Genomic DNA, 13,790 nt, shown 5'->3' with positions numbered 1-13,790 from the left:
CTATGATGTCATCCCAGTGCTCCTTTTTTTGTCATCCCAGTGTCTGGACACTGGGATCCAGGTTGCTCACAAGCAAACTAGCATAGAAAGTGGTTACAACGTTTTCGATGAGATTATATGGAAAACTGGATCCCAGTGTCAGCTACTCGGATGACATCATCCTTTTTTTGGGATTCCAGCGTCACGCGCTGGAATGACACCTTCCGTATAAACATTAAGAAATTTACCAAGCGGAGAAAAAGGCAAAAGAAGCCCCGTGGTTGGCTAATTACTTACATTATACTTTCAAGTATGGCGTTTTTTTATTCTAAACGTTTAATAACCGCGATTCAGCTACTTTTAAACCGCAACTAATCTAAATTATAAACGTTAAGAAATTTACTAAACAGAAAAAAAGGCAAAAGAAACCCTAGGGTAGCTAGTTATTCACTATCCATTTTTTAAGTTGGCGTTTTTTTATGTTTTAAACGCTTTATAAGCGCGTTTCAGCTTATGTAGGTAGAAATTTTATAAGACATAAGGTGCACATAGTGCAAAAAATTAAGCATGAGACGCCAGATACGTGAGTTTTTTTGTCATTTAATCTGTACAGAGAAGATAAATAAATAGCTTCAGCTTCATGATAAGGGGGTTGGCGAAGGGTGTCAAGTAACTTTTGCATTTAATCCATTTCTATGGCTTATATAATAATCGTTATTGTAGTATAATTTAGAATAAAGCAATAGATACCTAAATGTTTTAGCTATTAATTATATGTTGCACAAAAGCATATATTGCCCTACCATCCAAGTAGGTTAGAAATAAAGAGGTTTTTATGAGTTTTACTTTACCTGAATTACCATACGATAAAACAGCTTTGGAGCCTTATATATCTGCAAAAACCTTAGATTTTCATTATGATAAGCACCATAAAGGATATTTAAATAAACTCAACGAGCTAGTTGAAAATACAGATTATCAACATGTAAAAATTGAGGAATTAATAACAAAAGTGCATGGTAATAGCGGCAACTTGCCTATATTTAATAATGCAGCACAAGTTTGGAACCATACTTTTTATTGGAATTCAATGAAAAAAAATGGTGGTGGTAAGCCTAAAGATGGTAGTCTTCTAGCAAAAAAAATTCAAGACGATATCGGTGGCTTTGATAAATTTTATGAAGAATTTTCGAGTCATGGAGTAAGCCAGTTTGGCAGTGGATGGGTATGGTTAGTGCTCGAAAAAGGTAGGTTAGGAAAGCTCAAAATCACCAAGACTCCAAATGCAGATTTGCCAATAATTTATGGCCAAGTGCCACTACTCACTATGGATGTGTGGGAGCACGCCTATTATTTAGATTGTCAAAACCGTAGAATTGACTACATAAAAGTTTTCCTTGATCATTTGATTAATTGGGATTTTGCAGAAGAGAACTTAGAAGAATATATGAGATGAATATACCCCGGGTAACAAAATTAGATAATGGTCTGCGCATAATAACTGAGCAGGTGCGTGATATTGATTCCGTAGCTTTAAGCATACGAGTTGGTGTTGGCAGTAGAGCAGAAAGTGCAAAGCAAAATGGAATATCCCATTTTTTAGAACACATGGCTTTCAAAGGGACGAAGACAAGAACTGCCTTTGAAATTGCAAAAGCTTTTGATGACATAGGTGGAGTTTTCAACGCTAGCACCGGTAGGGAAAGCACCACCTATTATGCAAAAGTCCTCAAGAAAGACATAAAAACTGGTATTGATATATTAATAGATATATTGATGAATTCCACGTTTCCAGAAGATGAATTGGAACGTGAGAAGGGTGTTGTAATACAAGAGATTTTTCAAACTAATGATTCACCAAGTGACATTATTTTCGACAAATATTTTGAGGCAGCTTATAAAGACCAACCATTTGGTAGGTCAATCTTAGGCACGCAAAATACTGTAAAATCTTTTACTCGAGGAGATCTAGATAATTACATAAATGAGCATTACTTTGGTGAGAATATGCTATTTGCCGTTGCAGGAAATGTTGAACATGAAGAAGTTGTTGCATTAACCAAAGATTTTCTCTCAAAGATTCATTCTAAAAAGCTGAAAAAAAGCCAAAATGCGAGCTGTACTGGTGGTGAGTATTTAGAACATCGTAAATTAGATCAGGTACACTTGCTAATTGGTCTACCTAGTGTTTCTCGCCATGACGATAAATATCACACATTTCAAGTGCTTGATTCTATATTAGGGAGCGGAATGTCATCACGTTTATTCCAGGAAGTAAGGGAAAAGCAGGGATTAGCTTACTCTGTTTATTCATTTAATTCCAGCTATACTAATACAGGAATGTTTTCCATTTTTGCTGGTACAGACAGTAGTAACTTAGATAAGCTTTTAAAATCTATAACGACAGAGTTGAAGAAGTTGTCTACAGATGATCTGAAGGAAGAAGAAGTAAATAGAGTGAAAGAGCGAGTAAAATCCCAAATTTTAATGTCACGCGAAAGTGTTAGCTCACGTGCTGAAACATTGGGACACTACTACGGTAACTATAATAGGTACATCAGTAAAAATGAATTAATAGAAAAAATTAGTGCAGTTACCACTGCTAACGTAAAAAAAGCAGCAGAAGAATTGTTATCTCAGCATGAAAAAACCACTCTAGCTGCAATTGGAGAAATTGAATCATTGCCAAGTTACGATAAAGTGGTTTCTATGCTTAAAGCTTAGTGTACTTTAATTATGTTGCTTAAGCTCACTAAAAAGTTCAATGAACGGTTGCAAAATCCTTTCTATAAAAAGTTTACTTTCTGGTTCATCGCGTATATTACTTATCAGTTTATTCAAAGTTTTCTCGCTGTTTCGTAAAAATAAATAGCTTTCTACTGCTTGCACACCAGACAAGACAGTCAAAATTCCTCCTATCACTAGACAAGCAGCTATAGCAGGTACGGTACCCACTGCAATTGCAGTTGCGATTAATGATAACCCAGCTAAGAATGTAACGGCTGAAACGCAAAACGCTATTTGATGTTTTTCTTTATTGTTAACCATAAATACCTCACAAAAACTATATTTTTAACATACCAGTGTTGTCATGTATTGTCAAGTTTTTAAAGAAGATTAAAAAATGCAACGCACATGTGCAAAAGACGCTAACTATGGATTAGCCAAGGAAGAAAGAGTAGGAAGAGGAAGGCTTTTTCTGTTTTAGGGAATATAAAATAAGCGTAGAAAAATATGAACTAGGTGTATAATTCACAGTGTAGTGGTATCCATACGCGTCAAGTTAAGGAAATAAAGGTATGAAAGAGATAGAATAATAAGGTATAAGTTCTCCCAGATATACTTTTAGTGAGAGAACCAATGAATAAAATAACTTGCTTATCAAAAAAGCTCAAAGAATTTTTTAATGAAAAAGCAGAGAAAATCTCAATTACAACAAGGTTTATAAAAAGAAAGAGAAAGCTAAAAGGTTCATCATTCGTAAAAGCCATGGTCTTGGGTAATATAGGAGTTGATAATTGTAGCGTAGAAACAATGTGTCAATTACTAAACGAGGACTCGATAGATATAACAAAACAAGGTTTGGATTTTAGATTTACTGAAGAAGCAGTGGAATTTATGAAAAGGATGTATAATGAATCTGTGATTCTCTTTAAAAATATCTTGCAAGTTGATTGCAAAATCTTACAGCAATTTAATAGTGTTAAATTATTGGACAGTAGCTATATTACTCTACCTAACAGTATGGAAGAGATGTATAAAGGTTATGGTACTAGCTACAGTGGCTATGAAAGCAATACTAAGTCTGGAATAAAGTTACAATTAGTTTTCGACTACATGAATCAGATAATAGACCAACTTAATTTAACGGAGGGGGTAAGATCAGACCAGGGATATAGGAAACATTTAAGTAATATATTAAGCAATGATTTGCTAATATCTGATCTCGGTTATTTTGTGCCAAGTTCTTTTAAACAAATCAATGAAATAGGAGCTTATTTCATAAGTCGTTATAAATCCGATACCAACATATATGATGTAGAAACAAATCAAAAAATGGAGTTATTAGAATGTTTAGAGGATAAGTTATTTTTAGAAAACGAGGTATTGTTAGGAAAAGAAGCAAAAATTAGAGTAAGAATTATATGTCAGAAACTAACTGAAGAACAGTCTATGGCCAGAAGAAGGAAAGCTAATAGATTAGCAAGATCGCAGGGATATACATCCTCTAAAAGAAATCAAAAATTGTTGAACTGGTCAATATTTATAACTAATGTTCCAGAAAATAAAATTAGTGCTGAGCAAGTATTAACGATTTACAGAGTAAGGTGGCAAATTGAGTTATTATTTAAATTGTATAAAAGCCATATCAGGCTTGATAAGCTAAAAGGAAAGCCATGCAGAGTATTATGTGAACTATATGCTAAATTGTGCGCAATTCTTATATTTCACGGCATAGTTGGTTGCACAGAAGTGAAAAAGAATACAGAACTTAGCTTAACAAAGGCATTTATTGAGCTAAAAAGGCGGGTTAGAGAGTTATTTTTAGTATTAACCAAAATTAATAGTTTAAAAGCATTTCTTAAAAAACTCACTATAACTTGGTCGCGATTTTCATTAAAAGACAAACGTAGAAGGGCTAGAGTATCCACTTTAACCTCTCTAAATTTGCTCACAATCTCTTAACTTGACGCGTATGGTAGTGGTATCTCACTAATCCAATTATTTTTCTCCCGATCTAGCCTATCATCTAATATAGCCTGCCTTATTGATGCCATTAACTTATTCATAAAGAAAATATTATGAATGGTAACGAGCGTGTAAGCCAGGAGCTCTTTAGCTTTCAGTAAATGGTGTATATAAGCTCTTGAATGTTTTCTGCAGGTAAAGCATAAACAGTCACTTTCAATTGGGTTGTTGTCCAGCTCAAATCGTTGATTCCGCAAATTAATATGCTCTTTGCACTTTGAAGAAATAGAATTTCTGTTTTTTACTTTAACAAGTGCGCCACCATGCCTTGCTAAGCGGGTTGGATGCACGCAATCAAACGTGTCAATTCCAAGCTCTACTCCGCGAAAGATGTCCACAATTCCACCAATACCAAGCAAATGAGTAGGCCTGTCTTTTTTCAGGTGGTCCATAGTGAAAGAAACTACATCATGCATCTGCTCTTTACTTTGACCAAGTGATCCACCTATTGCTTGACCAAAAAATGGCAAATCGTTGATAAAATCACAACTTTCTCTACGTAAATCTTGATACACTCCGCCTTGACTAATTCCATACAGTGCCTGCTTGCCATTATTGTTTTTTTCAAATTCATTTAAAGAACGTTCAGCCCATCTGTGGCTCATGAGCATTGATTTTGCTGTGTATTCTTTGCTTACGTGAAATGGAGTGCATTCATCTAAAACTAGGATTAAATCTGCACCTAATTTCTGTTGAATTTGTACAGATTTTTCAGGAGTTAAGCAATAAATTTTACCATTAATGTAAGAACGAAAAATTGCCCCATCCTCATTAATTTTGATCAAAGTTTTTTGTTTTTTTCTTATTCCTTTTATCTCTTCCGAAACTGATCCGTGGCCTAAGCTAAATATCTGATATCCACCTGAGTCAGTTAGCATTGGCCCATTCCATCCTATCATCTTGCGCAAACCACCAAGTTTTGCAACAGTATTCTCTCCTGGTTGAAGCATTAGGTGATAGGTGTTGGAAAGTATGATTTGGGTACCAGCTTCACTTATTCTTTCAATATCTGCAGCTTTAATTGCAGCTTTTGTTGCGCAGAATATAAAAGCGGGGGTTTCTACGCTTCCATTTGGAGTTTTAATTGTTCCAACTCTTGCAGAACCTGATTGCTTGATTCTCTTGAATGAAAATTCTTCTTTCATCTATTTGCCTGAAAGTTCTGTTATGATGTTTTCTACTTTCTCAGGAGTAAGATTTTCATAGAAGTCATTATTGATCTGCACAACGGGAGCATTAACGCATGCACCTAGGCATTCAACTTCTTTTAAAGTGAACAAATTATCTTTAGTAGTCTCACCGATATTGATTCCAAGTTTTTTTTTAAAGGTATTTAAAACTTCTTCACTATTGCACAACCAGCAAGGAGTTGTTCTACAAATTTGTATTAGATATTTGCCTACTGGTTTTAAATTATACATGGTGTAAAAATTTGCCACTTCATATACACGAATATGTGGAATATGCAGCATATCAGCAACATAACGCATAGCAGATTCAGAAACCCATCCGCATTGCTCTTGAACCAGATATAGTAAAGGCATAACAGCACTACCTTCTCTACCTTTGGGATACATCTCTATAAACTTTCCCGCTTTCTTGAGGTTTTCTGATGTAAAACTAAACTGCTCTTCTTTTTCTATCATTCATGAGACTCGTGTAAACTTTAACAGATTATACCTGTAGAACCAATGATTGCAATTGTTGGTTTTTTGAGAAATAGCATAAAGCTTCTTAGCCCTCTTCAAGCTTATATTTACCTTTTAGTATAAAATATTATATTAATTTTTTAATTTTAGTTAAAATTTTCATTGACATTAACACACAGGAGTAATCATAATAGCATTTTATTAATATTTTAAATAAAATTATGTCTATATTAAGAAGATTGCTCGGGATCAACTCAAATACACCGGAAATTAAAGAAGCGATAGGTTTTAATCCAACAAACGTAGAATTAATTGAGGGGAATGGAGTTGCTTACGGACTCAGCTATCAAGATAATGGTAATGGGAGCAGTAAAGTAAAATTACTTATTAGTCCATTATATCAATCAAAAACATACGAATGTGGTACAAATATCAGCGTAGCAAATGAATTCAAAGATCAATTATCTCTCACATTAATAGAAGATTCAGCTGAAATAGATAAAGTTGGAGTTATCTTTCCTGAAGAAGGAATTAGCGAAGAAGGAGAAAAATGCGTTAAAGGCTTATCTTTTAACACTTACGGAATTAAACAATCAGTTAATACTCCTTCAGTTGAACATTTAGATAAAAGAAAATTACAAAAGAATATTGATAATAATAGTCTTGCAAATGTGGGCAATAGTTACTTTCAACCAAGAGCAGTGAAAGTTGGTAATGGTGACGTAATTGTAATCGCCCATAACTTAAAGGATCAAACTTTAGTTTCTTGGTACTTAAAGTCAAGCGAGAGCGGAAAATTTAAGGTATTGACTGGAGAAAAAGGTGTTACAGAAAGAAAATTGTTCAATTTTGATAATCAGGGGCAATTGGCATTAAATGGAAACACGATGCTTTATTCGCAAGTGAGCAAAAGGATTACTAAGGAAAATCAAGAGGTGAGAAAAACACGTATTTTTAAATTTGATATGGCTAAAGTGATTCAGGGTCTGAAGGATGGAGTTAATGGCTTTTTACTTGGTAATCGAAAAGGTCAAATAGATAATAAAGCACTATCTCTTTCTAGAGAACATGAAATAAGCTTTTTGCAGTATGTTGAACAAACGGAAGGAAATGATCTAGTTGCTTTTCTTGAAAATGACCAATCAGCTAATGAGCAGAGGTTACATATAGCAACTCTACTTAAAAATGGATCAGTGTCAGATTTTCCTATCTATCAATTTACAGATCCTATAGAGCAATTATATATTAAAGGCAACGGTCAGGGTGGTTTTATCGTAACTGCGGTAAGTGGAGAAAATATTGTAACTTTTAATCAAAACGGCTCTGGAAAATCTTCTGAAGCAACAATAATACCGGCAAATAGCATCAAAACTCTCAGTGATTTTGTTAATATCATTAACGGTCGATTAACGCCAGATATTATTTCTAGTAGTACCGTGGCTCCTATAACTGTTGCAGAAACGGTTGTGACTTCTAAGAAAACGCCGACTGCTGCAATTACTAGCACAGCAGAAACCGACGCTGTGAAGACTACTAAATTGACAACGGAAGCCGTTGCACCTACTTCTACAATAAGTAAACCTTCAACGGAGTCAACGACAGTAGCAAAAACAACTACTACTTCACAAGCGACCACGGTTGCTACAACGTCAACTAGTGTGCCGATAGTAACTTCAGGGACTGAGACAAGTACTGTGAAACCTACAGCAGCGACTGGTGCGTCGACTTCTACGATGAGTAAACCTTCAACAGAGTCAACGACTCAAACAAGTACAGTAACAGTGAAGCCAACAACAGAAGCCGTTGCACCTACTTCTACAACGAATAAACCTTCAACAGAGTCAACGACTCAAACAAGCACAGTAACAGTGGAACCAACTGCGCCAACAACAAGCTCAGAGAAAACTACACAAACAGTATTTAGTATACCAAGTACTAGAACAAAAGAGTCAACAACTCCTATATTCACCACGACTTTACTTCCTCAGTCTACTTCTTCACCACAACCTACTCAACTTGCTATAGGGTCTAATAAGGCAGGAATGATAGGGGGATCTTTGGTTGGAGCAATAGGTATTGTTGGAATTATAGGATTCATAGCATATAGATATGTTAAGGGTCGTAATGCTGCTCCTGTATTAGAACTAACTGATTTGGGTTATAGAAGGCGATCATCTTCAAGTAGCGATGAAGAAATTTTTACCACTGGTAACAGAATGCGAACTATATATCAATCTGAAACAGTGCTAAATAGTATATCAGTAGAAAGTAGTAGTCGATCAAGAAGTAGCTCATCGTCTTCAAGCGGTGGACCAGGCTCTTGACTAACTGAAGCGGAGTCTAAAAGTGAAAAAAGCTTATCTTGGGATAGTGATGATGTGCCGGAATATCACCTTTAGCTATTTGTCTAAATGTTTTTAATATGTAGACTGTTAGGAAATTGTCTTTTGCTTTTGTGATTTTCATGTTAAAGTATAATTCCTAGGTGAAATAAGTAGCTGCTGTTGTGTGATAAACATAGCAGAGGAAAGTCCGGGCTCCAAGGAAAAATAGTGACGGGTAATGCCCGCCGGAGGTAACTCCAGTTATAGGGCTACAGAAAATTACCGCCTAAAATATTTTTAGGTAAGGGTGAAAAGGTGTGGTAAGAGCACACCATGGCAATGGCAACATTGGTAGTCGAGTAACCAACACTAGGAGCAAGATTAAATAGAAGTAGATTTTATGTTTTCCTCATATCTACTCGGGTAAATCGCATGCGGTAAATGGTAACATTTACTCCAGATAAATAGCTACATAAACAGAACTCGGCTTATATTTCACCTAGGCGTTCACATGATACGTGCGATATAAGCCATGCTATATTTAAATGTGTAGGCATTTCATGCGTTGTCCTTCACTTGTTCTGCTTGATAGCCATCACTACTTTCGCCTACATTAACATTAGAATATTCATCATCATCAATATACTCTTTCAGAACATACCCTCTGCCCCAAACGGTTTCTATGTGGCTTTTTCCATCATTTGCACTTTCAAGTTTCTTACGTAATTTGCACATAAAAACATCAACTATCTTGTTATCTGAAGGTTCATCCAAGCCATTGTAAAGATGATTTAAGAACATTTCTTTTGTTAGTACTGTTCCTTTACGCAGTGCTAGCAATTCTATCATAGAATACTCTTTATTAGTAAGGTGAACCGTTTTACCTTTCACCTCAACAACCCTGTGATCAAAATTGATATTTATATTACCAATCTTTATCACCGATTCAGGATGGCCTTTAGTACGACGCACTATGGCCTTAATTCGAGCTAATAACTCGCTTTTATGAAATGGCTTGGTTAAGTAATCATCGGCACCATATCCGAGTCCTTTAGCTTTGTGATTGACAGCGGATATGCATGAAAGTATTAAGACAGGAACTTTGATTTTTGCACTTCTTAGTCTTAACAATATATCATATCCGTCAATATCACCAGGTAAGTGTATATCTAAAATAACTAGGTCATAGTAATCTCCGTTTGAGGAAACCATATTATTGTTATAATCTTGTGCAGAAGTAACAACGTCACAGAAGTGTCCATCAGAAGTTAAGGCGTTAACTACAGTCTTTGCACTTACTTGATCATCTTCAATTAATAATATACGCATATTTTACACCCCATAAATAATTTATAATTTTAGTAATATATATAACTAAGGAAAGTAATAAATCAAATTTTTATTAACAAATGATCAAAATTACACTTATTAATTAATAGTAAATATATTGTTCCAAAGTTATATAAATAGATCTAAAATATAATAGACATACCATGATAGTAATAATATTTTTAGTAAATATTGAATTAAAGTTACTATTATTAAAAGAATACTTCGGTTAATAAATATTTAACTATTCTATATGTCTGTGTTATATTTTTAATTTACTTATCCTACTATTTTAAAGTATAAGTAATATTTTCAGGAATATTGTGTGGCAATATCAATTTTAGGTGCTGGTGCATGGGGTACAGCAATCGCAATTTCATTAGGTAGTAAGAAAGATGTGATTTTGTGGACTCACAATGAAACTACATTTGAATCAATCAACGGGAAAAGAGAAAGTGACAAGCTACCCGGTTGTCGAATTTCTGATAATGTGTCAGTAAAATTGGCTATTGAAGACATAATTAATGCTTCAGTAACAATCCTCGCTGTTCCCACTCAGTCTCTGAGGAAGGTATGTCAGCAATTGCATAATTGTAATCTGAAAAAAGATGTAGCAATAATTTTAGCTTGTAAGGGAATAGAAAAGTCTACATTAAAATTACCTAGTGAAATAGTAAATGAAATTTTACCTAACAATCCTATTGCTATTTTTTCAGGTCCTAGCTTTGCTGTAGAAGTTGCAAGAAAATTACCCTATTCAATGGTTCTTGCATGCCAAAATAACACATTAGGTTCAAAGCTAGTATCAGAGCTGCAACAAGAAAATGTTAAATTGGAGTTTAGTAACGACATTATAGGAGTACAGATTTGTGCAGCGTTAAAGAACGTTTTTGCTATAGCGTGTGGGATTGTTCTAGGTAGTAAACTTGGGTTTAATGCTCATGCAGCATTGATTATGAAAAGTATGAGCGAAATTAAGGCTTTATACTCAGCAAAAATTGGTGACGGTAGTGTGGATATAAATACACTACTTGGGCCAGCATGTCTGGGTGACCTAATTATGACATGCACATCCTTGAATTCAAGAAACTTATCTTTTGGGTTTAAAATAGGTAATAGTGACAATGGCTTTAATGTTCAGCAGATTTTGTCAGAAGGCAAGTCAGTGATTGAAGGTTTTAGCACTGCTGAGTCCATATTTAATTTAGCAGGAAAGCTAAAGATAAAAATGCCTATATGTGAAGCGGTCTATAGATTATTGTATGAAAGCGCCTCTATAGAGGATACTCTTTCTGTTCTTATAAGTTAATTTTGTATTTGGATATATTGTGAAATTTTTATATAAATTAATATCAACGTGGTGGCTGTCTGGAACAGTAAAAAAAATGCCAGGTACTGTGGGTAGTTTGGCTTCTTTTCCGCTTGTTCCTGTAATCCTGAGCAACAAAATTTTAGGTGCAGCAATTATTTCTTTTTTATTCTTAATTGGATTATGGTCTACAGGTAATTATATAAAACATTACAAGACTTCATGTGATCCAAAAGAGGTAGTAATTGACGAAGTGGTTGGTCAATTGCTGACGATACTTTTAGTTTCGATATTGTTAAGCCAAGAGATGAATTGTTCTTCATTGTTGTTGTGCTTTTTTTCTTTTAGGTTTTTTGATATAATAAAAACGTGGCCTATAAATTTAATCGATAAAAATACCAAAGGTCCTTTAGGTATTATGCTAGATGACGTTATAGCTGCAATTTTAGCCTGTGTTCTTATAGGAGCCTTTTATTGTTTATTGTTGGTGTATGCAGGATAAAAAAATTTATTATTCAAGCTTAATTGTTCAAAATCTAAAGGATTATATACTGTACACAGCGAATTTATCTGAGTGGGAAGTACACGATGAATTTGATAACATCATATTTACAATAAATGGTACCAGGGAGTCATTATTTAATTTTGTGTTCTGTGGAGATCAATGTACCGAGCTTTCTATACAAAAAACTCTAGATTATCTCAGAACAAGAGATATAGAAGCAACATGGGTAATAAATTCACATATGAAAATAAGAGAGATTTTAGAAAAGTGTGAAATAAAACACGTTAGCACACCAAAAAAAGCTTTACTTAATATGAAAAATTACTTTTTACCTGCTGATGTTATTCCAAACTTGAGGTTAAATGCTGTGAATGGTAGCAACCTCTTAGAACAGTTAGATCTACACACTTCTAAAATTTTTTATCATGGCGTTGGAATTGTCAGCACATTTTTTCGCGGATTATCAAATTATGATGATAAGAACTCAAGATTAAGATTTTTTCTTGTAACACTAAATAATGAAATTATTGGGACATGCGGTCTTTATGTTCAAGATAGCGTAGCTGGTTTTTATAGTGATGGAGTTTTACCAATTTACAGGAATCGTGGAATAGGTATCCAAATGGTTTTAGAAAGAATAAAGATAGCTAAACAGCTTGAATGCAAATATATAGTAGCACATTGTATGAAATCTTCTGTGAACCTTTATAAGAGATTGGGCTTTCAAATGTTAGGCAATCTTTACTTATATACCTCTTCAGCATAATTCTGAGCGGTTACAAATTTTTACATTTGTTTTAAAAGTGCTATGTTTTTTTTGTATGAAGTGGTTTTAATATTGATTCTAATATTATTCTTTCTCTCTTATTCTAAATTAAAAATTAGTAATAAGATTAAGAACTTACAGCATCAAAATGTTATCATAAATAATTTAATTGATACTGTGAATGATGGGTTTTATATTTGGGATGCAAAAAAACGTATAGAAAAGTTCTCTCCCAATTTACTAATTTTGCTTAATACTGTTTTTTACTCATTTAATGAGTTTGTGAATTTTTTTGAGCAATCAGAAAGCTTAATCAAAAATTTTGTTGAGGCAAAGGAAATAAATAAATCTTTTACTCTAGATTTAAAGTCAAAAGACAGTGAGGTTTATTGCATATGTTACGGTAGAAGCATAATAGATGATTCTAACAATGTGATAGGTGTGCTGTTATGGATAAGGAATGTCTCAGACTGTAAGATAAAGGCTAACGGACTTGAGTTAGAAAATAGTAAGCTTACACAGGAAGTGGAGAGCTATAAAAACGTTTTCAACTCTTTACCGTTTCCAATACTAAGATATAACAAGAGTAGAAAGGTGGAATTTTATAACTTGTTTTATGATAAATATGTAGATGGTTCTAAGAAATTTGCTATTACCGGTAGCGCTCATAGCACAAAACCAGGAAGACATGTCATAACTTATAAGAACGAACCTAAGGTTTTCGATTTTGTTAAAATTCCAATACAAGGTTCTGGTAGCATAGTAATGTATGGGAAAGATGTTAGTGATGCAGAGAAATTATATACTGAATTAAACAGTTATTTAGCTACACAGAAAAATTTGCTTGAGAGGTTACCGGTTGCTATAGTAATATATAGTAAGAATCAAAAGCTAAAATTTTATAATAATGCTTTTATAAAAACCTTTCAATTTGACCCAAAATTTTTGGCATCTTACCCAACTTATCACGAAGTTATGCTTTACCTCTTCGAATCTAAAAAGCTTTTAGAAAAAGAGGATTTTCAAACTATTAGTAACCAAAGACATGAGTTGTTCAAAAAATTATTTGAATCGTACGATGATACGATGCACTTCACAAACGGAAAAGCGTTCAGGGTATTAACAATACCCTACGCTTCGGAAGGTTTGCTGTTCTCTTACGAAGAATGCAAAAGATAAT

The 13,790-nt window shown here is 34.0% G+C and carries 13 protein-coding genes and 1 other RNA gene; 10 read left to right on the top strand and 4 right to left on the bottom strand.

Annotation, left to right across the window (positions count from 1 at the left end; genetic code table 11):
* The first annotated feature begins 16 nt into the window (after nt 1-16).
* From AAGD66_RS03025 to AAGD66_RS03015, 3 genes are all read left to right on the top strand, one after another.
* Nucleotides 17-154 (top strand): hypothetical protein, encoded by a 138-nt coding sequence (locus AAGD66_RS03025; protein WP_213863598.1) that lies wholly within the window; start codon nt 17-19, stop codon nt 152-154.
* A 660-nt stretch (nt 155-814) separates the two neighbouring features.
* Nucleotides 815-1,435, top strand: a complete 621-nt coding sequence (locus AAGD66_RS03020; protein WP_010082437.1) for a superoxide dismutase — start codon at nt 815-817, stop codon at nt 1,433-1,435.
* The gene (locus tag AAGD66_RS03015) at nt 1,432-2,703 is read left to right on the top strand and encodes a M16 family metallopeptidase (RefSeq protein ID WP_010962800.1); all 1,272 of its coding nucleotides are present in this window, start codon (nt 1,432-1,434) and stop codon (nt 2,701-2,703) included. Before AAGD66_RS03020 ends, AAGD66_RS03015 begins: the two co-directional genes overlap by 4 nt.
* Before the next feature lie 6 nt (nt 2,704-2,709).
* On the opposite strand, the gene AAGD66_RS03010 is transcribed toward AAGD66_RS03015, so the two are convergent.
* Nucleotides 2,710-3,027 carry a hypothetical protein gene (locus tag AAGD66_RS03010; RefSeq protein WP_010082444.1) on the bottom strand — a complete coding sequence of 106 codons (318 nt, stop codon included), beginning with the start codon at nt 3,025-3,027 and terminating at the stop codon, nt 2,710-2,712.
* Nucleotides 3,028-3,339: 312 nt separating this feature from the next.
* Here AAGD66_RS03010 and AAGD66_RS03005 point away from each other — a divergent pair, with 312 nt between their 5' ends.
* On the top strand, nt 3,340-4,665 hold the full coding sequence (locus AAGD66_RS03005; RefSeq protein WP_264339118.1) for an IS4 family transposase: 1,326 nt from the start codon (nt 3,340-3,342) through the stop codon (nt 4,663-4,665).
* Here the strand turns inward: AAGD66_RS03005 and tgt are convergent.
* A complete protein-coding gene (gene tgt, locus AAGD66_RS03000; protein ID WP_264339463.1) occupies nt 4,662-5,873 on the bottom strand; it encodes a tRNA guanosine(34) transglycosylase Tgt in 1,212 nt (403 codons plus the stop codon). The genes AAGD66_RS03005 and tgt overlap by 4 nt on opposite strands.
* On the bottom strand, nt 5,874-6,374 hold the full coding sequence (gene nuoE, locus AAGD66_RS02995) for an NADH-quinone oxidoreductase subunit NuoE (protein ID WP_010962799.1): 501 nt from the start codon (nt 6,372-6,374) through the stop codon (nt 5,874-5,876).
* Between the two features lie 224 nt (nt 6,375-6,598).
* Here nuoE and AAGD66_RS02990 point away from each other — a divergent pair, with 224 nt between their 5' ends.
* Together AAGD66_RS02990 and rnpB are read left to right on the top strand one after the other, a co-directional pair.
* The gene (locus AAGD66_RS02990; RefSeq protein ID WP_044471262.1) at nt 6,599-8,701 is read left to right on the top strand and encodes a hypothetical protein; all 2,103 of its coding nucleotides are present in this window, start codon (nt 6,599-6,601) and stop codon (nt 8,699-8,701) included.
* 157 nt (nt 8,702-8,858) lie between these two features.
* Nucleotides 8,859-9,208, top strand: an RNA gene (gene rnpB, locus AAGD66_RS02985) — RNase P RNA component class A.
* A 51-nt stretch (nt 9,209-9,259) separates the two neighbouring features.
* Here the strand turns inward: rnpB and AAGD66_RS02980 are convergent.
* Entirely contained in the window at nt 9,260-10,030 is a 771-nt protein-coding gene (locus tag AAGD66_RS02980) for a response regulator transcription factor (protein WP_010962797.1), read from the bottom strand.
* A gap of 325 nt (nt 10,031-10,355) precedes the next feature.
* On the opposite strand from AAGD66_RS02980, the gene AAGD66_RS02975 reads away from it, so the two are divergent.
* Genes AAGD66_RS02975 through AAGD66_RS02960 form a run of 4 tightly spaced genes read left to right on the top strand, consistent with a single transcriptional unit; the run spans nt 10,356 to nt 13,789 of the window.
* A complete protein-coding gene (locus tag AAGD66_RS02975; RefSeq protein WP_341814536.1) occupies nt 10,356-11,339 on the top strand; it encodes an NAD(P)H-dependent glycerol-3-phosphate dehydrogenase in 984 nt (327 codons plus the stop codon).
* Nucleotides 11,340-11,358: 19 nt separating this feature from the next.
* Nucleotides 11,359-11,841: a phosphatidylglycerophosphatase A gene (locus AAGD66_RS02970; protein ID WP_006279290.1), complete on the top strand. Its 483-nt coding sequence runs from the start codon at nt 11,359-11,361 to the stop codon at nt 11,839-11,841.
* Complete coding sequence (locus tag AAGD66_RS02965; protein WP_265024443.1) at nt 11,831-12,610, top strand: GNAT family N-acetyltransferase; 780 nt, start codon at nt 11,831-11,833, stop codon at nt 12,608-12,610. The genes AAGD66_RS02970 and AAGD66_RS02965 overlap by 11 nt, the downstream gene beginning before the upstream one ends.
* A gap of 42 nt (nt 12,611-12,652) precedes the next feature.
* Entirely contained in the window at nt 12,653-13,789 is a 1,137-nt protein-coding gene (locus AAGD66_RS02960) for a hypothetical protein (RefSeq protein WP_010962793.1), read from the top strand.
* Nucleotide 13,790 lies beyond the last annotated feature (1 nt).

Origin of the sequence: Wolbachia endosymbiont (group A) of Dendrolimus pini (assembly GCF_964026835.1) — a bacterium.
In the GTDB taxonomy this organism is placed as follows: Bacteria; Pseudomonadota; Alphaproteobacteria; order Rickettsiales; family Anaplasmataceae; genus Wolbachia; species Wolbachia pipientis.
Note: the sequence above shows the minus strand (reverse complement) of the source record. Positions and strands in the feature narration are given on the sequence as shown.